The 21,133-nt window shown below is 68.6% G+C and carries 19 protein-coding genes; 14 read left to right on the top strand and 5 right to left on the bottom strand.

The annotated features are described in order from the left end of the window. Positions 1-7 precede the first annotated feature (7 nt). From P3X83_RS27450 to P3X83_RS27410, 9 genes are all read left to right on the top strand, one after another. Positions 8-1,492 (top strand): SagB family peptide dehydrogenase, encoded by a 1,485-nt coding sequence (locus tag P3X83_RS27450; protein WP_277308119.1) that lies wholly within the window; start codon positions 8-10, stop codon positions 1,490-1,492. Between the two features lie 11 nt (positions 1,493-1,503). Beyond that, positions 1,504-4,116, top strand: a complete 2,613-nt coding sequence (locus P3X83_RS27445; protein WP_277308118.1) for a lantibiotic dehydratase — start codon at positions 1,504-1,506, stop codon at positions 4,114-4,116. Further along, positions 4,109-5,038 (top strand): lantibiotic dehydratase C-terminal domain-containing protein, encoded by a 930-nt coding sequence (locus P3X83_RS27440; RefSeq protein ID WP_277308117.1) that lies wholly within the window; start codon positions 4,109-4,111, stop codon positions 5,036-5,038. The genes P3X83_RS27445 and P3X83_RS27440 overlap by 8 nt, the downstream gene beginning before the upstream one ends. Continuing rightward, entirely contained in the window at positions 5,035-6,117 is a 1,083-nt protein-coding gene (locus P3X83_RS27435) for a thiopeptide maturation pyridine synthase (RefSeq protein WP_277308116.1), read from the top strand. The genes P3X83_RS27440 and P3X83_RS27435 overlap by 4 nt, the downstream gene beginning before the upstream one ends. Then, positions 6,114-7,484 carry a nitroreductase family protein gene (locus P3X83_RS27430; protein WP_277308115.1) on the top strand — a complete coding sequence of 457 codons (1,371 nt, stop codon included), beginning with the start codon at positions 6,114-6,116 and terminating at the stop codon, positions 7,482-7,484. Before P3X83_RS27435 ends, P3X83_RS27430 begins: the two co-directional genes overlap by 4 nt. Further along, the gene (locus P3X83_RS27425; RefSeq protein WP_277308114.1) at positions 7,481-8,809 is read left to right on the top strand and encodes a YcaO-like family protein; all 1,329 of its coding nucleotides are present in this window, start codon (positions 7,481-7,483) and stop codon (positions 8,807-8,809) included. The genes P3X83_RS27430 and P3X83_RS27425 overlap by 4 nt, the downstream gene beginning before the upstream one ends. Then, a complete protein-coding gene (locus tag P3X83_RS27420; RefSeq protein WP_277308113.1) occupies positions 8,809-9,450 on the top strand; it encodes a TfuA-like protein in 642 nt (213 codons plus the stop codon). The genes P3X83_RS27425 and P3X83_RS27420 overlap by 1 nt, the downstream gene beginning before the upstream one ends. Then, on the top strand, positions 9,447-10,703 hold the full coding sequence (locus tag P3X83_RS27415) for a cytochrome P450 (RefSeq protein ID WP_346742753.1): 1,257 nt from the start codon (positions 9,447-9,449) through the stop codon (positions 10,701-10,703). Before P3X83_RS27420 ends, P3X83_RS27415 begins: the two co-directional genes overlap by 4 nt. Before the next feature lie 68 nt (positions 10,704-10,771). Then, a complete protein-coding gene (locus tag P3X83_RS27410; protein ID WP_277308112.1) occupies positions 10,772-11,668 on the top strand; it encodes an ABC transporter ATP-binding protein in 897 nt (298 codons plus the stop codon). A 17-nt stretch (positions 11,669-11,685) separates the two neighbouring features. On the opposite strand, the gene P3X83_RS27405 is transcribed toward P3X83_RS27410, so the two are convergent. Continuing rightward, positions 11,686-12,819 (bottom strand): IS110 family transposase, encoded by a 1,134-nt coding sequence (locus P3X83_RS27405; RefSeq protein WP_277308141.1) that lies wholly within the window; start codon positions 12,817-12,819, stop codon positions 11,686-11,688. 101 nt (positions 12,820-12,920) lie between these two features. On the opposite strand from P3X83_RS27405, the gene P3X83_RS27400 reads away from it, so the two are divergent. The 3 genes from P3X83_RS27400 to P3X83_RS27390 are packed head-to-tail and all read left to right on the top strand — an operon-like array spanning position 12,921 to position 15,327. Beyond that, positions 12,921-13,643, top strand: coding sequence for an ABC transporter permease (locus tag P3X83_RS27400; RefSeq protein ID WP_277308111.1), 723 nt, complete (start codon positions 12,921-12,923; stop codon positions 13,641-13,643). Beyond that, entirely contained in the window at positions 13,640-14,725 is a 1,086-nt protein-coding gene (locus tag P3X83_RS27395; RefSeq protein ID WP_277308110.1) for a histidine kinase, read from the top strand. The genes P3X83_RS27400 and P3X83_RS27395 overlap by 4 nt, the downstream gene beginning before the upstream one ends. Then, positions 14,722-15,327: a response regulator transcription factor gene (locus P3X83_RS27390; protein WP_277308109.1), complete on the top strand. Its 606-nt coding sequence runs from the start codon at positions 14,722-14,724 to the stop codon at positions 15,325-15,327. The genes P3X83_RS27395 and P3X83_RS27390 overlap by 4 nt, the downstream gene beginning before the upstream one ends. A gap of 35 nt (positions 15,328-15,362) precedes the next feature. On the opposite strand, the gene P3X83_RS27385 is transcribed toward P3X83_RS27390, so the two are convergent. Genes P3X83_RS27385 through P3X83_RS27375 form a run of 3 tightly spaced genes read right to left on the bottom strand, consistent with a single transcriptional unit; the run spans position 15,363 to position 18,387 of the window. Next, positions 15,363-16,265, bottom strand: a complete 903-nt coding sequence (locus P3X83_RS27385) for a TAXI family TRAP transporter solute-binding subunit (RefSeq protein WP_277308140.1) — start codon at positions 16,263-16,265, stop codon at positions 15,363-15,365. Between the two features lie 44 nt (positions 16,266-16,309). Next, positions 16,310-17,698, bottom strand: a complete 1,389-nt coding sequence (locus tag P3X83_RS27380) for a HAMP domain-containing sensor histidine kinase (protein ID WP_277308108.1) — start codon at positions 17,696-17,698, stop codon at positions 16,310-16,312. A 38-nt stretch (positions 17,699-17,736) separates the two neighbouring features. Then, positions 17,737-18,387 carry a response regulator transcription factor gene (locus P3X83_RS27375; RefSeq protein ID WP_277308107.1) on the bottom strand — a complete coding sequence of 217 codons (651 nt, stop codon included), beginning with the start codon at positions 18,385-18,387 and terminating at the stop codon, positions 17,737-17,739. Between the two features lie 1,068 nt (positions 18,388-19,455). On the opposite strand from P3X83_RS27375, the gene P3X83_RS27370 reads away from it, so the two are divergent. Both P3X83_RS27370 and P3X83_RS27365 read left to right on the top strand, forming a co-directional pair. Beyond that, positions 19,456-19,641 carry a hypothetical protein gene (locus P3X83_RS27370; protein WP_277308106.1) on the top strand — a complete coding sequence of 62 codons (186 nt, stop codon included), beginning with the start codon at positions 19,456-19,458 and terminating at the stop codon, positions 19,639-19,641. A 393-nt stretch (positions 19,642-20,034) separates the two neighbouring features. After that, positions 20,035-20,538: an inclusion body family protein gene (locus P3X83_RS27365; RefSeq protein WP_277308105.1), complete on the top strand. Its 504-nt coding sequence runs from the start codon at positions 20,035-20,037 to the stop codon at positions 20,536-20,538. Between the two features lie 136 nt (positions 20,539-20,674). On the opposite strand, the gene P3X83_RS27360 is transcribed toward P3X83_RS27365, so the two are convergent. Beyond that, the gene (locus tag P3X83_RS27360; RefSeq protein ID WP_277308104.1) at positions 20,675-21,127 is read right to left on the bottom strand and encodes an Lrp/AsnC family transcriptional regulator; all 453 of its coding nucleotides are present in this window, start codon (positions 21,125-21,127) and stop codon (positions 20,675-20,677) included. Positions 21,128-21,133: the final 6 nt, after the last annotated feature.

Here is a 21,133-nt window from a genome sequence, read left to right as displayed (position 1 = left end):
GCCAGGCATGGGCAACTGGGACATCGCGATCAGCGACAAGTACTGGCACGACACGTATCTGGAATCCACCGAGATGATCACAAGGAGCGGCGTCGGCGTCGAGGGGGCTCCCGATGATCCACCGCGCTTCCGCGGTTACCCGGGCATACGGCTGTGTCCACTCCCGCAGCGGATCCCCGACGCCATCGGTTCCCTGGCGGACGCGTTCCTCGACCGGCCACCACGGATCACCGACCCGGGCGTGATCGAGGGCCACACCCTGGGCACCCTGCTCTACTACGGGTACGGCCTGGCCCGGGTCGACATGGGACCGGTGTCGGGCTGGCCGTATCACCGCACCGTGCCATCGGCCCGCTGTTTCTATCCCACCGAGCTCTACCTGTGGCTGCCCGACGGACCCGACTTCGCCGCCGGTGTCTACCACTACGACCAGTTGCACCACGCCCTGGTGCCGCTGCGTGACGGTGACCACCGCGAGCTGATCGGCGACGCGGTGGACGCCGACCTGGCGGGCGCCTCCGCCGTGCTGATCCTCACCTCCCACCTGTGGAAGACCGCCTTCAGATACCGTGACTACGCCTTCCGCCTGTGCACTCAGGAGGCGGGCATGGTGGCGGGAAACCTGCTGATGGTCGCCTCGGCGCTCGGCTTGACCGGCGCGGTGCACTTCCGTTTCCTGGACGAGGTCCTGGATCGCCTGGTGTGTCTCACCGAGGGCGAAGAGCAACCCCTGGCGGTGCTGCCGCTGCACGCCGCGAAGGAGAAGGCCGAACCGGCCAGCCTGCTGGCCGGGCTGGCGGAGCGGCGGGCACGGCTGCGGACCGTGCCCGCCGATCTCGGCCTGGCCGGTGCGACCTACGAGATGGCCGTCAACTCAAGAATCGGCGACCTCGGCGAACTCCAGCCCATCGCCGCCGCGCCGGGCCCCGACCTGGCGCGGGCCCTGCGCGAGCGCAACTCCGGCGGGACCTTCTTCAAACCGACGAACGAGCCGGTGGACGCGGAAGTCCTGCACCGGCTCGCCGACGCCATGTTGCCGTATCGCAGCGACACCGGCAGCGCGCCCATGTGCCGGCTCTACGTGATCGTGCAGCATGTCACCGGAGTCGAGCCGGGCGTCTACCGGCTGCCCGACATGGACAGGGTGACGGATCTCCAGCCCGACAGGCTGGGCCTCGGGCTCGGGCCGCCCGTGATGGACATGAGGTCGGTCAACGTCCTGTGCTACCCGGTGTCGGATCGCCGGGAGATGACCACCAGGTTCGGCAACCGGGGCTTCGGCGTCGCCAACGCCGACGCGGGGGTGGTCACCCAGCGATTGTGCGTGCTCGCCGGGGCCGCAGGGCTCGCGGCGCGGCCGGTCAACGGGTACCACGTACCGGCCGTACAGAACCTGCTGGGCATCACCGATCCGGCTCTGCTGCCGATGTTCCAGGTCGGCATCGGACACCGGAACATCACCGCCCAGTACGAGATGCCCATCATCTTCTAGGAGGTCCGGACGTGCAGACACGTCTCGCCGTACGGGTGGCGGCCATGCCGGTGGCCACGCTGGCGGCGCTGCGACTCGAGAAGACCGCCGCCATGATGGAGGAGATCATCAAAAAGGGCGGCTGGCTCGCCGACCAGGCGCGCGGGCTTTCCGACGAACTCTACGACCAGATCGGCGCCGAGAGCGCGGCGGTCGCCAGGCCCCGCCTGGTCGCGCTCAGGCGCGCGATCTACGGCATGCGCCGGTTGCCGTCCGCCCTCTGGCCCGCGGAGACCCGCGACCACCTGCCCGGCGAGCTGGCCCGGCGCATCGACGAGTGGGCCTCCGTCCACCTGGCGCGGGAGGAGCTGACGGCCCGGCTGGAGGCCACCCTGCTGGAGGAGAACGCCCAGGCGGTGGAGAGCATGCGGGACGCGCTGCACTCTCCGGCCTTCCGGTACGGCCTGGTGCAGGGCAGTCCTGACCTTTTCCAGGAATTGGAGAAGTGGCTCAACGGGCCACCGGACACCGCGCCGGGGCGGCAGGTTCAGCTCCGCCTCGCCAAGTACCTGGCCAGGGTCGTCGCCAAGACCAGCCCCTACAGCACCTTCACCATCAGCGGCCCGGTCGAGTTCGACGACGAGCAGACCGCGACGTATCGGATGACCGGGGACTTCGAGTGGGGGAGCGTCGCCGAGCTGAACGCCTGGGTGATCACTTCACTGGGCGCGGCGGCGATGCGGCGACCGCGGCTGCGGCGGGAGATGCGGATCAGGCGCAATCCCAGTCTCGTGAGCGACGGGGAAAGGCTCACCTTTCTGGCGCCCGCGCCGCAGTACTCGGTGGCCACCGCTCGCCACGGCGAGGCCATCGAGGTCTGCCTGAAGTTCCTCGGCGACCGTACCGATCTCACCGTGCGGGAACTGGTCGATCATCTGCTGGCCACCGATCCGGCTTTGGAAGCGTCGGCCGTCGGCGCCTTTGTGGCCAAGCTGATCGAGGCGGGCGTGCTCTGCGCCCTCGCCCCGGTGGGCGACCAGGACATGGACCATGTGACCGGGCTGGCGCGCGTGCTGAGCCGCGACCCGGACGCCGCGCCGCTCGCGGCCGGCCTCCAGGCCCTCGCCGACGAGCTGCACGCCTATCCCGCGCTTCGCGATCCCGGAGATCGCCTCGCCAGGCGGCGGCGGATCTACCACCGGGTGGAGAGCCTGACGGCACCCGGCAGGCTGGCCATCGACGGCAGGCTGCCGCGTAAGAACCTGTTCCACGAGAACGCCGTCTTCACCCGGCCGGTACTCACCTGCGGAAGCGCCGCCTGGCGGCCACTTCTGACCGATCTGGCCGATCTTCGCGGCGTGCTCGGGCTGCTGGATCCGACCCGGCCTCTACGCAAGGCGCTGACCAGGGTTTTCACGGCCACCTATGGATCCGGGGCCGCGGTCGGCTGGATGCGCTTCCACCAGCTCATCACGAAGGTGGCCGCGTCGGGCGTCGACACCGCACCAGGCGGCGTGGACGGCCCCACGCTGCGCATGCTCAGAGCCGGACCGATGGGCTGCCCGCCCGATGTCTGGGCCCGGCTGCCCTTCGCCCGCGAGCAGGCCGAACTGCGCGACCGAGGCACCGCGCTCATGCTGTCCAGCAGGCCGGACGCCGACGGCGTGGTCCGCCTGTCGGCGCGCCACCTCCTGCGAGCGCTGGGGCAGAGCGACGACGGCACCGCCAAGGACCCGATCACCTGTTACATCCAGCTGCTGAACGAGGAGGGCCCGCCACGGGCGGTGCTGAACTCGGTCACCGGCGGCTACGGCCGAGGAATGGGACGCCTGACCAGGCTCATGCGCCAGGCGGGGATCGAGGCCGATTTCGCTCCGATGCGCCGCGCCCCCGAGGGGGCGCTGCTGGCCGAGAGCGACGCCATATTCGGGTCCAACCTCAATCTGCGGGCCTCGTGCTGCGAATACGAGCTGGACCTTCCTTCCGTCACCTCCACCAGGCCGCCGGGTGAGCGCATTCCGCTGGCGGATCTGGTGGTGGCCCACGACGCGGATCGCGACACCCTCTATCTGAGTGCCGCCTCACTGGGCGAGCGGATCAAACCGATCCATCCCGGGATCATGGCGGACCTCTGGCTGCCACCGCCCCTCCGCGACCTGATCAACGCGTTCGGACCGCCCGCGTCACTGCTGCACGCGAGCATGCCGCCCTTCGTCCCCCGGGGAACCGACCCGCGCGATGGGGGACTGCGCATGCTGCCCCGGCTCGATGTCGGCGCCGTCACGCTGTCGCGTCAGTGCTGGGTGTTCCCGGCGAAGGAGATGCCACTGCGCTCCCGCGGTGAGCCGGACGCCGTCTACTGGCTGCGCCTGGTGGAATGGACCCGCCGGCAGCAGATCCCCGACCGGTTCTTCGCCCGCGCCATCGGCGTCTCGGAGGCCACTTTCCGGCCCGATCAGAAGGCCCGTAAACCCCTCTACGTCGACCTCACGGCCTGGCATCTCACCGCCCTCCTGGAACGCGTGATCTCAGCGGAGGACGATCTGGTGGTCTTCACCGAAGCACATCCGGATCTCGGCGATGCGCCGCGCTACGACTCTGACCGGCATGTCACCGAGTTCATGGTGGAGCTGTGCGATGAATGAGATCTGGGTGAGCTTGCACGCCTTCCATCAGGGAGACCTCGATCCGCTGATCGCGGAGGCGGTGCTGCCCGCCGTACGCGGGCTGGTCGAAGACGGGCTGGCCGGCTCCTGGTTCTTCCTGCGTTACTGGGAGGCGGGCAGTCACGTCAGGGTGCGGGTGAGCACGACACCGGAGGGTCGCGGCGCGGTGGAGTCGAAACTGGCCGTATGCCTCGGCTCATACCTCGACGCGCACCCGTCAGGCCCATGGAAAGACCCCGAGCTGTACCCGGGCCTCGCCGGGAAACTGGCGGCCTACGAGGGGCTGGACACCTGCGAACGGGAGCTGAGGCCGGTCGATACGGTGGCGTCGATCCCCTACCGGCCCGAGCGAGACGCCTACGGCGACGGCTCGTCGCTCGCGGCGGTAGAGCGTCATTTCTGCGACTCCAGCCGACTCGCGGCCACCGTCATCGAGTCCCGCACGTCCGCGTCCCGGCGGCGCGGCCTGGCCTTGGAGAACGCGATGACCATGCTCGCGGTGGTCCGTCCCGACCTTCCCGAGGTGGCCGCGGAGTACGCGGCGGGCGTCGATCGGACGGACGGCCCGCCGCTGCGCTCCGCCGAACTCCACCGGGCTTACCTGGCCCAGCGGGACCGCCTGCGGGCCCAGATCAGCGCCGCCTGGTCGGCGGATGACGACAGCGAGTGGCGCCGTTCGATCGTCCGGCTCACGCGGGAACTGCGAGAGATCGACCTCGACGTCGAACCGCCCCGCTCTCCCCTCGCGTGGCAGGTGAGTCCGACACCGATCGAGGGGATCCTGATGCGCTGCACCCATCTGTTCAACAATCGCGTGGGAGTGTCCATGGCTGATGAGATGTACGTGACCTACCTGATGGCCCGCGCCCTGGCCGAGTTCGGCGGGCGGAGGTCACGATGAACACGGCGATCTGGCACAGCGCACACGTCTTCCACCACGCGCCGGACGGAACCGACGAGCTGCTGCTGACCGGGGTGCGCCCGCTCCTCGCGTCGTTCGACAACGAAGGCTTCCCCGCTTACTTCCAGCGGCACTGGGCCAAGGGACCGCACGTCCGGATCAATGTGCGGGCCAGCCGGCGCTCGTGGGACCAACGGCTCCGGCCGATGATCGACGAGGCCATGGGCGCCTACCTCAGCGACCATCCCTCACAGGGCCACCCCGACCCCGAGCACGAGATGCGGGCCCATGAGGAACTGGCCAGGCTGGAGGAGGAGCACGGCCCCCTCTTCCCCTGGCACCCGGACAACTCCATCCACTACGCCGACTTCGACCGGCGGCTCCACGTACTCGGAACACCCGAGGCGAGCGACCTGCTCGCCCGGTTCCACGCCGACACCACGGAACTGGCCTTCGCGATCATGGAGGACGCGCGGGGCGGCGCGCGGCTGGAGAGGCTCTTCACGCTGATGCTCGCCACGGCGGGTGAAGCCTGCCCGCCGATCACCAAGGGCGCGATCTCCTACCGATCCCACACCGAGGGGTTTCTGGCCAACGTCTCACGGCCTGGCGCGATTCGTGACCGGTTCCAGCAGATCCACCAGACGAACCGGCAGGCCCTGGCCGAACGCCTGCACGAGGTGCTGCGCGGCCTGGAGTCCGGCGAACACCGGCTGCCTCACCTCGCCGAGTGGGTCGCCCTCGTGCGGGAGTACAAGCGGCGTCTGGAAGGGCTCGAAGCGGAGGGCCTGCTGGTGCTCCCCCGCGTCGGGCTGCCGATGCAGAGCACCGGCCAGTGGAGCCGGGTGAGTCCCTTTCACAAGGCGTTGTTCGGTAACGAGGAGATACGAAAGGAACTCGATGAGTCGTCCTGGTTCACGGTCTACCGGGCGCTGCTCAACTACCAGTACCTCTTCTTCGGCCGGGTCGGCGTGATCCCCCGCGAGCGGTTCCTGCTCTGCTACCTGGCCGCGCGCACCGTGGAGCTCGAGTTCGACGTCGAGGTACCGGAGATGCTCGGCCTGGGCATCACGCCGTGACCGCCACGGACCTGGTCCGGAGCTATGTCGAGCGCGCCGAGCGCTCCCCCAGGGACGCGCTCGCCTCGGTCGATTGGACGGCGGCTCCGTCACTGGTCAAGCGCTATCCGAGGGAGCTGGCGGTAGGGGTGCCGCCGTCGTTGAGCGATCTGCTGCGGCGAGGCTACGGCCTGACCAGATATCAGTGGACGACACGTGTGCCGGGGCCGGTGATCCAACCGGGCCTTTCCGAGGGTCGCCCCTTCCGCCCGGTGCCCGCGGGCGGCGGGCTCGCCTCCAGCGAGCTCTACCTCGTGGGCGCGGTGCCGGGGCTGGCCGTGGGGGCCTACCACTATGACGCCGCGGCCCACGAGCTGACCCCCGTCCGAGGCGGGGCCACCCCGGGCGACCTGGGGGTGCCGGAGGCGGCGCTCTGCCTAGTGATCACCGGCGTGGTCGAGAGGCTGGCCTTCAAGTACGGGGAGTTCGCCTACCGCCTGCTGTGCCTGAACGCCGGTGTGCTGGCCGGCCAGTTGGTCAGCGTCCGGAGCGACACCGAGCCGTGCTGGAACTTCGACGGCGCACGGGCCCGTGTCTGCCTGGGTCTGAGCGCCGGCGCCGAAAGCGTCATGGCCGTGGTCCGCGTCGCAGGGGTGGAACCGGGAGAGCGGCCTCCGGCGATGGACGGCACGCCCCTGTCCCCCACCGCGCGGACCAGTCCCAGCCCGGTGCGCGAACTCGCGCGCCTCGTCACCGCCTGTGAGGCGACCGGCGGCCACCAGCACCCCGCTCCCCACCCGCCCGCCTTGTCGTTCACTGAGGCGACACGCCTGCCGGACGCCGATCCCCGGCTGATCGACGGTGTCGAGGCACGGCGCACGGCGGACGCCGGGTTCAGCGACGAGCCGCTGACCCTCGCGGACGTCGCGGCGCTCATGACCGTGACGGCGGGCCCGCTCCTGTCAGGGGTCTTCCTGCTGGCACGCCGGGTCGGCGGGTTGTCCTCCGGCGTCTACTGCTACAACGCCGAAGAGCATCGGCTGCTGCGTCTCGGCGATCCGCGTCCCGGTCTCTCACGCGCGCTCGGCGACGGCGGCGCCGCGCTCTCCATTTACCCGGCGGGTGACTACCAGGCCGGTTTCGCGGTCGCCGGTGACCGCTGGTACACGGCGCTGAACATCGCCGCGGGCGCCGCCGCGCAGCGCTGCTGCCTCGCCTCGGCGGCGCGAGGACTCGGCTGCAGGATCCAGTGCTCATACGACGTCGAGACGGTCGTGGGCGCACTGGGCATGCCCACCGGACTGCGCCCGCTCTGTCAGGTGCTCGTCGGCCGGGAGAGCGGTCGGCTGTCCTATACCCAGCCACTCGATGAAAGGCATGTCAGATGAAGCTCCGCGAGCGAGCCCCGAAGGCCGGGCCCGTCAGAGAGGAGGCGGCCGACCGTACCCTGGAGCGCGTCACGCCGCTGCTGCGCACCGTGGGCATCACCAGGGTGGCCGACCTCACCGGCCTGGACCGCGTCGGCATCCCCACGTACGCGGCCATCGCGCCCCGATCGCATGACCTGCTGTCGGTCTACAACGGCAAGGGCCGGACCCACGAGGACGCCAAGGCTTCGGCGATCATGGAGGCGGTGGAGCGGTTCGCCGCCTGGCAGCCCCTGACGGCAGCGGTCTTGGCCTCCTACAACGAGCTGGCGGAGAGCGGGCGGCCGGTGATGGATCCCGCGGGGCACAACCTCCAGCCCGCCCCGACCTACCATGCCGACCGTCCCATGTCGTGGGTCACCGCCTTCGACCTCCTGTCCGGCGAGGACGTGTACGTCCCGCTCTGCCTGGCCGGGTACTACGTCGCCTTCCACGAGCCCCAGTGCTTCTACATCACCACGGGCAACGGGCTGGCCTCGGGCAACACGCTTGAGGAGGCCATCTGCCACGGTCTGTGCGAGGTGCTGGAACGCGACTCCTGGACGCTGGCCGACCTGGTCAGCAACCGGCTCAGGCAGGTCGTCACGAGCAGGCTCGGCGCCGCGCTGCCTCCGGGCGCCGAGGCGTGGCTGGAGGACCGGCACCCCGGTGTCCATCTCGACAGCCTGCCCAAGAGCGCACGATGGTTCGCCGAGCGCATCCAGGACGCGGAGATCACTCTGATCGTCAAGGACATCACGGGCGCTACCGGCATACCCAGCTTCGCGGCGATGGTCGCCGAGGACGTGGCCGAGACGTTCGCCCCCGGCCATGCCGGGTACGGCACGCATCCCGACGCCGAAGTGGCCGTCATCCGGGCGCTGACCGAGGCCGCGCAGAGCCGGGTCACCGACATCCAGGGAATGCGCGAGGACATCACCCTTCCCGGCGAGCAGGTGGAGAGCTGGAACCAGCACGCGGCGCGGGGCGGGCAGGTGGACAGATCGGCCTGGCCGTGGCGGGAGACCGGCAGGATGGTCGATTTCGGCGAGTTGCCCAGCTATCCGAGCGACGACGTGGTGACCGATCTCCGGCTCATCGTGGATCGGCTCCGCGAGCAGGGCATGCGGCGGGTGCTCGTGGTGGACCGCACGCCGCCCGGCTTCCCGGTGCATGTGGTGCGGGTCATCGTCCCGGGGCTGGAGTCGTTCGGCCTGGACCAGAGCAGGCTGGGCCCCCGGGCCGGGGCGCTCTGGGACGGCTCGCTGCGGGAACTCATCAAGATGCGAGACGGGGGAGGGAACTGATGCGCGCCGTCGTGTTCACGGGGCCCAGCATCGACGCCGCGAGCGTCGCTGAGATCGCTCGGGTGGAGCTTCGTCCCCCGATCAAGCGGGGCGACATCGACGCGCTGCTGGCCGAGCCCGAGCCGCCGACGCACATCGGGATCGTGGACGGTCAGTTCCTGCACGGCCTGATGATCTCTCCCAAGGAGATCCTGCGGGCGCTAGACCGCAGAACGCCCGTGCGGGTGTTCGGCTCCTCCAGCATGGGCGCGCTCCGCGCCACCGAACTGGCCGGAGAGGGCATGGTCGGCGTGGGGCGCATCTTCGAGCTGTATCGCTCCGGGGCCGTCGAGGCCGACGACGAGGTGGCCATCGCCTTCGATCCCGAGACCCTGCGCCCGGTGTGCGAGCCCATGGTCAACATCCGCATCGCGCTGGCCGCCGCGGTGGCTCAGGGCGTGGTGGACGAAGATCTCGCGGAACGGGCCGTCGCCCTGGCCAAGGCACGATACTTTCCCGAGCGCTCCTATGAGGGGATCCTGCGCGAGCTTGAGGCGATGGGGCACGACGTAACGGCGATGCGCGACTTCCTCGGCGACCGCGCTCCCGACGCCAAGCGGGAGGACGCCGTCGCCTTGCTGCGGCAGTTGACACAGCCATGATCACCGGCCTCGGCCCAGAGCGGTTCCTCGCCGACCCGCTCGGTTATATGACCCGGTGCGTGCGAGAGCATGGGGATTTCGTCCCCATCCCCCTGCACTCGGGCCCCGCATACGTCCTGGGCCATCCGGACATGATTGGACATGTCCTGGTACGGCACCCCGAACGCTACGTCCGTGACCGGAGCATTCAGCGCTATCGCCGCCTGGCCGGAGTGTCACTGCTGGCCGATGACGACGACGGCGCCGTACTCCAGCGCCACCGGCTGTCCTCGCTGTTCGACCGGGACAACGCGGACATCTCGGCCGGCGTCGTCGCCGCCACCGCCGATGACCGGGTGGCGCGGTGGGCCGACGGTGCCGAGCCGGAGCTCTATCGGGAGATGCTCGACCTCACCCTGGAGGTCATGATCAAGATCATCTTCGGCGGCCGGCCGTCCCCAAGGATCCACGAGCACGCCCGCGTGGCGCTGGAGCTGTTGCGGCTGGCCATGGAGCGCCGTCCCCGTACGGGCGAGTCCGCCGATACGGGCGCCGGGGAGTTCGCCGCGCGCACGGCGCTGCTCGGCAGCGCCATCGACGAGTTCATCCGGGAGCGGCGATCGGCGCCGACGGGCGAAGACCTGCTTTCCAGGGCTCTGGCCGCCCCCGATCCGATGACGCCGGAGCGGTTGCGGGACGAGCTGATCTCGCTGCTGGTCTTCTCCCACGAGACCACTGCCCTGGCGTTGACCTACACCGCGTACCTGCTCGCCGCGCATCCCTCCGCACAGGAGGAGCTGGCCGCGGAGGTCCGCCACGTCGCCGGGGACCGCGCCGTCCGCGCGAGCGACGTGGACCGGCTCCCCTACGCCCGCCGCCTGGTCAGGGAGTCGTTGCGGCTCTACCCGCCGGTGTGGATCCTCACCCGGGAGGCCACCCGCGACGACGTGATCAGCGGGCATCGAGTCGAGGCGGGCGCGCGTCTTCTCATCCCGCGCTGGACCATCCAGCGCGATCCAAGATTCTTCGACGACCCCGACGAGTTCCGCCCCCACCGGGATCCCGCCCGGCACCGGCTGGCCTACTTCCCCTTCGGGCTGGGACCACGGCGCTGCCTGGGATCCGGGCCGGCGATGCTGGAGATCGCGGTGGTGCTGACCGTCTTCGCCCGCCGAGTCAGCTTCTCCCTCCCCGCGGATCACCGGCTGTCCCTCCTGCCGACCCTGCACCTCCGGCCGCGCGACGGCCTGCGCCTGAGGATCGCCCGGATCTGACATTCGTCAGGCCGGCATCTGGTTGAAAGGCACTACTCCGTTCGACCCTTGGTGGTGATCATCGAACCATGAGCGACATTATCGAGATCCGCGGACTGCGCAAGCGGTTCCGGGATGTCGTCGCACTCGACGGCATCGACCTGCGCGTCACCGCAGGCGAGGTGGTGGCCCTGCTCGGTCCCAACGGCGCCGGCAAGACCACCCTGCTGGACATCCTGCTGGGCCTGCAACGGGCCGACGACGGGGTGAGCCGACTGCTGGGCGGCCAGGCGCGCGCGGCCATCGACGCGGGCCGCGTCGGCACCGTCCTTCAGGAAGGCGAGCCGCTGCAGAGCGTCACCGTCGGAGAACTGCTCAGGATGGTCCAGGCCATCCACCCCCACCCGATGGCCATGGCCGACGTGATAGAACATGCCCAGTTGGGCGACCTGCTCGATCGGCGCACCGAGAAGCTCTCCGGCGGCGAGACCCAGCGGTTACGCTTCGGCGTGGCCCTGACGGGCGATCCGGAGCTGCTGGTGCTCGACGAGCCGACCGCGGCCATGGACGTCGGGGCCCGGCGCTCGTTCTGGGCCATGATCCGCAAGCTGTCCGCCGACGGGCGCACGATCCTGTTCAGCACCCACTACCTGGAGGAGGCGGACTCGGTCGCCGACCGCATCGTGCTGCTGGCCGCAGGCAAGGTGGTGGCGGACGGTCCCACCACTGAGATCCGGGCGATGGCCAAGGGGCACACGATCCGCTTCACCCTGCCGGACCCCTCATCAGAGGCGGAACTCGGCCTGCTGCCAGGCGTCAGCGGCGTGGAGCTCAACGGCATGGCCATCACCCTGCGCTCCACGGACGCCGACGCCACCGTCCGCGCGCTGCTGGCCCAGTACTCGCAGGCACGCGATCTGGAGGTGGTCGCGGCCCCCCTTTCGGACGTGGTGTTCGCCCTCACCCAGGAGGAGGTCCCGGCATGACACTCCCTGTGTCAACCTCACGCAGCGATCGGCTCCTTCAGAGCCGCTGCGGCCCCGTGTTCGGCCGGGTCGTAGGGCACTCCGTCGAGCCGGCATCGCCAGATCACTCTGATCCAGGCACGAGCCAGGACGCGGACGGCATGGGGATGATCTTTGCCTGCCGCGCGGGCGGCGGTGTAGATCTTCTTCGCCCACGGGCTGCTGTGCCGGCTGTTGTCGGCGAAGGTCGTCAACGCGACGCGGAAGCGTTTGTTGCAGGCCCACCGGAAGTGGACAGCCCGGTGCTTGCCGGACTCCTTGGTGACGGGTATGCAACCCGCGAGGGCTGCGACGGAGTCAGGGCTCTCGTAAGCTTGGCGGCAGTCGCCCCACTCGGCGAGCATCTGGGCGGCGTTGACCTGACCCGACCTTGGCAGCGACGCGAAGATCTCACCGTCCGAATGCTCCCCGAGGTGGGCGGCGCACGATCGGTCGAGGTCCTTGACCGCGCCGTTGAGCGCGCGCAGGACGGCCACCAAGGCCACGACAGCGTCGCGCAGGGCCTCGGTCAATGCCTCGCCGGCCGCTCCGGCCGGCGCCGAACGCAGACGCTCCACGAGCACGGCCGCGGGTCGGCGTCCGCTGTACCCATGCTTGATCAAGAACGCGGTCATCCGCTTTTCCCCCAGGTGGCGAGCACTGGCGGGGGTGGGATAACGGGTCAGGAACTCCAGGCTGATCGGCGACCGCACATCAGCGAAGACGGTCTTGGCGCCGGGCCAGAACGCGTCCAGCAGCGCGGAGAGCCGGTTGGTGGCCGCCACCCGCATCTCGACGAGATCGGTACGGGTACGCACGACAGTGCGCAACGCACGGGTGTCGTCGCCGTAGGGCACCGCGACGCGCAGCCGGTGCTGGCGAAGCCGGACATATTCGGCGATCACGGCCGCATCTCCGGCGTCGGCTTTCGCCCCGGACAGCACCTCACCATCGCGCCAGGCCTTGATGGCGTTCGGGGAGACCGGGACAACCGGATGGCCGGCCTCCGGCAGCAGGTCTACCAGTCGCCCGTTGGGGCGTTCGATTCCGATCTGCACGTCACCGGGGTCGGCGTGTTTGGCCAGGCGGCGGCCGGTCCGAAGCCTCGCGAGAACCGAGGGCGGTGGTGTCATGCAGGCCGTCAAGCGGCGACCAACACAGACCGTCACCCCGGCTCCCGCCGAGTCCCTTCACCAAGCACCGTAGTGGTGCCTGCGAGAAAGAGGGTGCCCTAGTGACCGCCTACCTGCGGCTTGAGGTGCTGCGCACGTTGCGCAGCCCGGCGTTCGTGATGTTCACGATCGCCTTCCCCGTCGCCTTCTACCTGCTGTTCACCACCCTCTTCCAGATGCGCCCGGTGCAGAACACCGATTTCGACGCCTACTACATGGTCTCGATGGCCCTCTACGGGTCGATGAGCATCTGCATGATGGGGATCGGGGGGCGCATCGCCATCGAGCGGACCCGGGGATGGACCAGGCAGCTCGCCCTGCTGCCGCTGCGGCCCAGCGCCTACATCTCGGTCAAGCTGGCCTCGGCGACCCTGCTCACCGTGCCGGTCATCGGCCTGATCATGATCTGTGGCAGGTTCATCAACGACGTGAACCTCCCGTTCGGCATCTGGGTGGCGCTGGCGCCCACGATCTGGCTGGCCGCGCTGCCCTTCGTCGCGCTCGGCATCGCCATCGGCTATGTCTTCCGCGACGAGGTCGCGCAGATCGCCTCCATGACGCTGTACTTCGTACTCTCGTTGCTGGGCGGGCTATGGATGCCGGTCATCGTCTTCCCTGACTGGCTGGAGACCATCGGCAAGCTGATGCCGACCTATCGAGCCGCGGAGCCGTCATGGTTGATCCTCTCCGACCAGTCGCCGCTGACCTGGGGACTGCTCATCCTGCTCGGCTGGACGGGCCTGTTCGCGGCCCTGGCGGTATGGCGCTACCGGCGAATCGGGTGAGCGGCGACGCCGCCCGCGTCGGCGCGCTGACGCTGCTGGGGCTGCTGGCCCTGCCGCTGACCGGGTTCCTCGGCGAGGGACCCTCGGGGGCCGAGATCGCCGTGGCGGTGGCGGGCACGGCGCTCTTCGCCCTGCTGTCCGCCGCGGTGATCTGGCGCGCGGTGCCGCCCGCCCACCAGGGACGCGGCACCCTCCCGCTGGCGGCGGCGACGGCGGTCGCAGCCGCGCTCGTCGGAGTCATGGGCCACTCGTGGCTCCTGGCTGCCTCCTACTACCTGGTCACCCTGACACTCCTGGATCAGCCGCAACGCCGCTGGATGCCCGCGCTCGTCATGATCGTCGGGGCCGATGTGGCGGTCTGCCTGTGGGTGTTCGGGGCGGGAGGGCAGACCGTCCTGAGCACGGCGGCGCAGATCGGCGGGTTCGGCCTGCTCGTGGCCGGCGGGTACCGGATCATCCAGTTGTCCAAGGAGATCAAAGTGGCCCAGGCGCACGCCGAGCTGGCCGCGGTGGCCGAGGAACGGCTGCGCATCGCCAGAGACCTGCACGACATCCTCGGGCAGCGGCTCACCGAGGTGGTGCTGAAGGCCGAACTCGCCACTCGCGTGGTGCACGAAGATCTCGAACGAGCCACCAGGGAACTGGCGGAACTCGCCGAGGTGGCCAGGGGCGCACTGGGCGATGTCCGGGCGACCGTGTCGGACTTCCGTCCGATCACCCTGTCCGGCGAACTGGCCGCGGCCCGTACCCTGATGCGCTCGGCGGGCATCGAACTGACCGTCACCCTGCCGGACGACCCGCTGCCCGAGGTCCTTGACGGCCTGGCCGCCCACGCCGTGCGGGAGGGTGTGACCAACGTGCTGCGCCATTCGACGGGCCGCCGATGCACGATCACCGTGACGTCGGGCGATCAGGTCGTGGTCACCGTCCGGGACGACGGCCGCGCTGTGCATCCCGACCACGCGGGTGGCGGCCTGCGAGGATTGGCAGAGCGCCTGGAGCCGGTCGGCGGCCGTCTGTCGGCCGGTCCCGCCGACGGGGGCTTCCAGATGCGGGTGGAGGTACCGGGAGGTTCGCATTGATCAGCGTGCTGCTGGTGGAGGATCAGCACTTGGTCCGGGGGGCACTGGCGGCCCTGCTCTCCCTGGAGCCCGACATCACCGTGGTCGCGGAGGCGAGCGACGGCCAGACCGGGGTGCGGGCCGCGCTCGAGCATCGGCCCGATGTCGTGCTGATGGACATCGAGTTGCCCGTGCTCGACGGGATCGAGGCCGCCAGGCGCATCCGCGAGGCACTGCCGGCCACCAAAGTGATCATGTTGACCACCTTCGGGCGGCCAGGCTATCTGCGCCGGGCGATGGATGCGGGCGCGTCAGGGTTCGTCCTGAAGGACAGCAGGCCCGGCCGCCTCACCGACAGTGTGCGCAAGGTCGCCGACGGCCGCACGGTGGTCGATCCCGATCTCGCGGTGGCCTCGCTGGAGAGCGGGGCCGACCCGCTCAACGAACGCGAGCGGGACGTGCTCCGGGTGGCCGCCACGGGGGCGACCGTGGCCGATATCGCCAAGGAACTGACCCTGTCTTCGGGAACCGTCCGCAATTACCTGTCCAGCGCCATCTCCAAGACCCGGGCCCGCAATCGGGTCGACGCGGCCCTGATCGCCAGGGACAAGGGCTGGCTGTAATGATCACCCACTCGGTGCTGCCACCGACGCGGCCGTCAGAAGCCCGTGATCGCCTCTTTGACCTCACGGTAATAGCGCACGGCACCGGCATGGAGCCCGACCGGCGTCGTCGCGATCGCCAGCCGCTCGTCTATCCGCAATGCCTCGGGATGCGCGCGGGAAAGCTCGGCACTTTCCTGGAACAAGACGCGGGTAAGGTCATGGGCGACCTCCACCGGCGTGTCGCGACGCACGATCAGCAGGTTCCTGATACCGATCGTCGGAATGCTCACGTTCTGGCCGTACAGGCCGGCCGGCATCGACAGCTTGGTGTAAACGAACGGGTAGGCGGCCCGGATACGATCGATGTAGGTGTCCATCGGCAGAATCCGGATCGGCACTTCACCGGCCAGCTTCTTGATGGCGGGGTTGGGCAGTCCGGAACTGAAGAAGAACGCGTCGATGCCGCCGTCGCGCAGCGCCTCGGCGGAGTCGGTGATGTCGAGCCGGGAGACGGAGATGTCGCCCGGACCGATGGCGGCCAGGTCCAGCAGCCGGCGGCTCAGCAACTCGGTGCCCGACTGGGGAGCCCCGGTCGACACCCGCATGCCCCGCAGATCCTCCAGTCGCAGCGCGGGAGAGTCCGATCTGACAACGACGTGCAGGTAGTCGTCGTGAACCCGGGCCAGCGCACTCAGCTCGCGCTTCTCACCGAAGGGCGGGCGTCCGGTGATCGCCAGGACTGCCGCGTCCACCGACGCGAAGCCGATGTCGGCTCGTCCTTCCGCCAGCGCGGTCAGATTTTCCACCGATCCGCTGGTCTCCCACGCTTCGGGCCGGTAATCAGGCAGTTCGCCGATCTCCTTGGCCAGCGCCGCGGCCAGGGCATGGTAGACCCCGCCGGGGCTGCCACCGGCGATGACGATCCGGCGCGGCTTCGTAGGCATGTCACATACCACGCATAACACCAACAGGCCCACTATGAGGACATTCCGCACTCGGGTCACTGCTCCGCCTCCTTGACCGCGGGGAACCTGACCCGGACGTCCAGCCCACCGGTAGGCGCATTGAAGAAGTTGACCTCGCCGTCGTATTTCGCGGCCAAAGTCGCACAAATGGTCAGCCCGAGACCCGACCCTGGAAGGTCCTCGTGGCCCTTCCCCCGCCAGAACGGCTTGACGGCCTGTGCACGGGCTTCGGGCGGGAGTCCGGGTCCCATGTCGATCACATGCACGGCGGCCCACTCGTCCTCCCGGGTGACGTGGACCACGACGTACGTTCCCTCCGGAGAGAACTTGACCGCGTTGTCGATCACCACATCGAACACCTGGGCCAGGGCGGTCCAGGAGGCGCGGACCTGCACCGCGTCCTCACCGGTGCGGATGAGCTGGACGTTCGTCTCGGTGGCGACGGTCTGCCACATGGAAACCCGCTCGTCGGCCAGGTGCGACAGATCGGTCTGGGCGGCGGTCCCGGCGAGCGCCTCGCCCCGGGCGAGTGTGAGCAGGCCGTCGCAGAGCCAGGTGAGGCGATCCACCTCGTCTATGACGAGCTGCACATCGGCGGCTTCCACGTCGCCCGGCTGCGCCCTGATGTTCTCCAACTGCAGTCGCAACACGGTGAGCGGCGTCCTGATCTGGTGGCTCACATGAGAGACGAGTTCCTTGCGCTCCTCGACCATTCGCTCGACGGTGTCGACCATCGCGTTGAAGGATTTGGCGAAGGAGCGCAGCTCCGTGGGCCCGGCCTGCACGGTGGAACGGGCGGAGATGTTGCCGCGGGCCACCTCGTTGACGACCTTGCCGAGTTCGTCCACCGGACGCAGAATCCAGCGGCTCATGGGGCGCAGGCCCTGGCTCGCGGCGAAAACCGCGGCACCGGCGAACCCGGCGAGCATCCCCCAGTAGACCACGACGTCACGGCGGACTTCGCCGACGGGCGAGATGCTGATGATCGCTCCCCTGACCTCGTCATCGACGACCACGGGAACACCCACCACGAAGACGCCCGAGGTCCACGGCCAGACTATGTCGGGGGCGCTGGCCCGAATACCGCGCAAGAACCGCAGCACGTACTGGGGATTCAAGTCGCGGAGCGAGACATCCTTCCCCGACGATGCCTGGATTTCCCCGCCGCGATTGACCAGGACCACATTTATTCCATAGAGCGCCCTGTAATTGCTGAACTCATCGGATAGCTCGGACAGCTGGCCCGTGCCGAGCTTATAAACCGCCGCCTGTGAGAAATGCTCGGCATCCGCCTGCCGGTCGACGAGCAGTGCGCGCGTCTCCTGCAGGGCGATGGTGGCGGCGAAGGGGATGGCGAGACACAGGGTGGTGGCCAGGAGAAATATGAAGAACAGGACGACCAGGCGCTTTTGAATGCTCACCATAACACTCTCATCTCCACCCGGATGAAAGGAATCCCCTGCTAGGCCATGAGGAGCCGATATCCAATGCCCCGGACCGTCTCCAGGATGTTCGGCTCGCCTAGTTTGGTGCGCAGACGCGTAATATGCACGTCCAATGTACGCCCCGCGGAACCGTTGAAGTCCTGCCAGATGTCCATGAGCAGGTCCTTCCTGCTGACCACGTCGTTCGAGGCCTCCGCAAGCCTGACCAGGATGGCGAACTCCTTCGGCGTGAGCTGCACGACCTGCCCGTGCCGCCGCACCAGACGGCTCCGCAGGTCGATCTCCAGCTCACCCAGGATCATCCGCTCTTTCATGGAGCCTCGCGACCGGCGCATGACAGCCTGCACGCGCGCCTCCAACTCCGCGATGCCGAAGGGCTTGATGACGTAGTCGTCGGCACCGGCGCGCAGGCCGCGCACCTGGTCCATCTCGCCGTTCCTGGCGGACAGCACGATGATGGGAACGTCACTGGACCTGCGAATCTGCTTGCAAACCTCCACGCCGTCACCGTCCGGCAGGCCCAGATCGAGGAGCATCAGGTCGTAGCCGTAGGTGGAACACGCCGAAAGACAGTCCGGCGCGTGCTTGACCTCATAGCCCCGCCTCACCAGTGCGTGGCTGAGTGCCGCGGTCAGCCGCAGATCATCTTCGACAATGAGAATCCTCAAACGTCCCCCAGGCCGCTGTCAAGATCATGATGTTGGGATCGCGGCCGGGCCGAACCACCTTCGCGGCTCATATCGCCGTGCCGGGCGCATCGTGGGCACTAAACCGTCGCCGGGAGGCGCCGGACGGAAGGACGCCGATCGCGTGACGCGGCGGGGTGCGACCACCGTAGATCACCAAACTCGCCCCACTCGGGGCCGCGGGCATGCCGAACCACTCACCATCGGCGGGCGGACGGTCCATGACGGCCACTTCGCGTCCTGGTGTCCGCGAGAGAGGTGAGCAATCGCGGAGGAGCCGCCCTCGCGCGCATCGATCTTCCCGTACGGACATCAGCGTGACGAGCTGACGCGGTCGCGCATAACACTCTCATGGCCGTCGCCGGTCCCCCACCGGGTCCTCCTCCGGAATCGTGGTCCGGGCCAAGCCCGGCACCGTCAGGGCACAGCCTGATTGGCGGCACAGGAAATGTCAATAAGGGGCATACGTAATTACCGCCCATCCGGAGGACACGAAGTCATTGCGAACTAGAACTCGTTCCTATCCACCACGCCGTGATCGCTATGCGACACGTCCCACGCTGGCCATCACCCAGCGGCGAGGGGGTACCCGTGCACGCATTCCCTGGCGCGAAACAACAATCGGTGCCAATGCGAGCCGCACCGCCGGAAAGTGAGCACTCCTCTGGTTCGATAATGAGTCGAATACGCCGCCGCTTACTAAATGAGCCCGGAGAGGGATTTCCGCCCTCGCTTTTGCCTCCCCAGCGTCCGCCGGAACGGCCGCCGGGGCTCGCCGGGTCGTGCGGCAGGATGCCGTGGCCGATCCGGCATGCGCCGGCCGGCGTCCACGCGTATGGTCCGTGCGGTCCACCCCGTGCGCCCCGGGGCGTGTCCGCTCCGAAGGCGGCGCGGCACCACCGTGCCGTTCCCATTGGGGATCAAGTACGCCGGTGATGTCACCGGGCCCATGGCGGGCGTGGACGTGCGGGAAGAAGTGACCGTCGCGATGAATGCCCATCGCCGTGGGCGGACGCGAGCGCGCGGAATCGATCGACGAATGGTACGCGGGTGGCCGCGGAGCCGTACGTGCCGAGATCATGGATCTCCACCCATCTCACCCGGCGCGAGACGGAGCGGCGGCGGCGTGAGCGGGAGCGGGCCAACACCGAGCGCAAGGCCGCCACGTCGCACGACCAGGCGGACAAGACGAAGGCCCGCCCGGCCACCGCCGTCAGCACACCGTGCGCAGGATGACCCGGGTATCGGTCGACTGTACGCCGAGCTCGTCGACCAACGTGCCGATGAGGCGGACGACGGCAAGCCGATTCAAACTTTCTGCGCAGGGCAGCACATGCCCTCCTGATTCCCGGGAACGGATTCCGGCAGCTCATCGCACCGGCGCGAAGCGATACGGGATAATTCGATACTGGTAGGTAGCATTATGCGGCCTTGACAGCACTCCACGTTAAAGGTCATGGTGGAGAAGTTCATCCAGCGGCCTTCGACTTCGCACTTCGTCCCCGCTTCCGATGTGAATATCTCACCGACCCGGCGAGGCCGCCGATACGGCGATCGGCGTCCGGGTCAGCGTCGCGGGATTCTGGTACACCGGCCTTTCTCGTTGGGCACGTCAGGAGGAATTTCTGCATGTCGGAAATCATCAACGTCCTCATCGCCATCGACGCGGAGACCATTCTTGAGCAGATCGGTAAGAACTCCGATCCGAACAGCCCGGCGTACGTCTCCGACAGCAGCAACCTGATCTACATGACCACCCGGCAGAACCAGCTCGGCAGCTCGCCGGGCAGCGAGTTGACGGTCAACGCCTCTCCGATGGACGTGATCAGGTGGCGTGAGACGACACTGTCCCTGAACTCCAACTACACCAGCGTGCTCTACCGGTTCGACGCCTCGTCCGGGGGAGATCTGATCAGCACCCCGGAGCCGAGGCTGGTGCACATCAACCAGCCGCTGCCGGGCAAGGGCGACCCCTTGGAAATCACCACCCAGAACGTCTACACGTACTACTGGGAATGCGACGTCTTGGACACCGGGTCGGTCACCTATCACTTCCGTTTCGTGATCCTCAACAGCAAGGGCGAAAAGCTGGGGTACTACTACTGGGACCCCTTCATCAATATTCGCCCCTGACGCCGCAGACGTCTCCGGTCGATTCATAAATGACGGATCGATGACCTCGACAGCGCACCTCTTGACAAACAAGCAATAGACCGGACATCCGGCACGTGCGATTTCGGGAGACCCGCCGCGGCGACACGGCGGGTCTTCAGCACACCGTGCGCAGAATGACACGCGTATCGGTCGACTGAACGCCGACCTCGTCGACCAGCCTGCCGATCAGCCGGTCGAGACCGGCCACGTCGGCGCAGGCGACGCGGAGGACGTAGTCGGGCGCCCCGGTGACGTGCAGCACTTCGAGGACCTCGGGGATCTCCGCCAGGCGAGCCTCCACCTGGGCCGCGGGCATGGTCTGCCCGAGCTTGACGTCGATCAGCGCGGTCAGCGTGAGACCGAGCCGCGTCAGGTCGACGTCGGCGTGGTAGCCGCGGATCACGCCCCGGCGTTCCAGCGAGCGCACCCGATCGGCGACGGCGTTGGAGCTCAGCCGGACCAGCTCGGCCAGGTCGCGGAACGTCATCCGCCCCTCGCCGAGCAGGCCACCGAGAATATCACGGTCGATGCGCTCAAGTGCCGAGAAAAGCACGGGATGAAGCCGCATTCCGCC

Origin of the sequence: Spongiactinospora sp. TRM90649, from assembly GCF_029382225.1 — a bacterium.
Taxonomy (GTDB): Bacteria; Actinomycetota; Actinomycetes; order Streptosporangiales; family Streptosporangiaceae; genus Spongiactinospora.
Note: the sequence above shows the minus strand (reverse complement) of the source record. Positions and strands in the feature narration are given on the sequence as shown.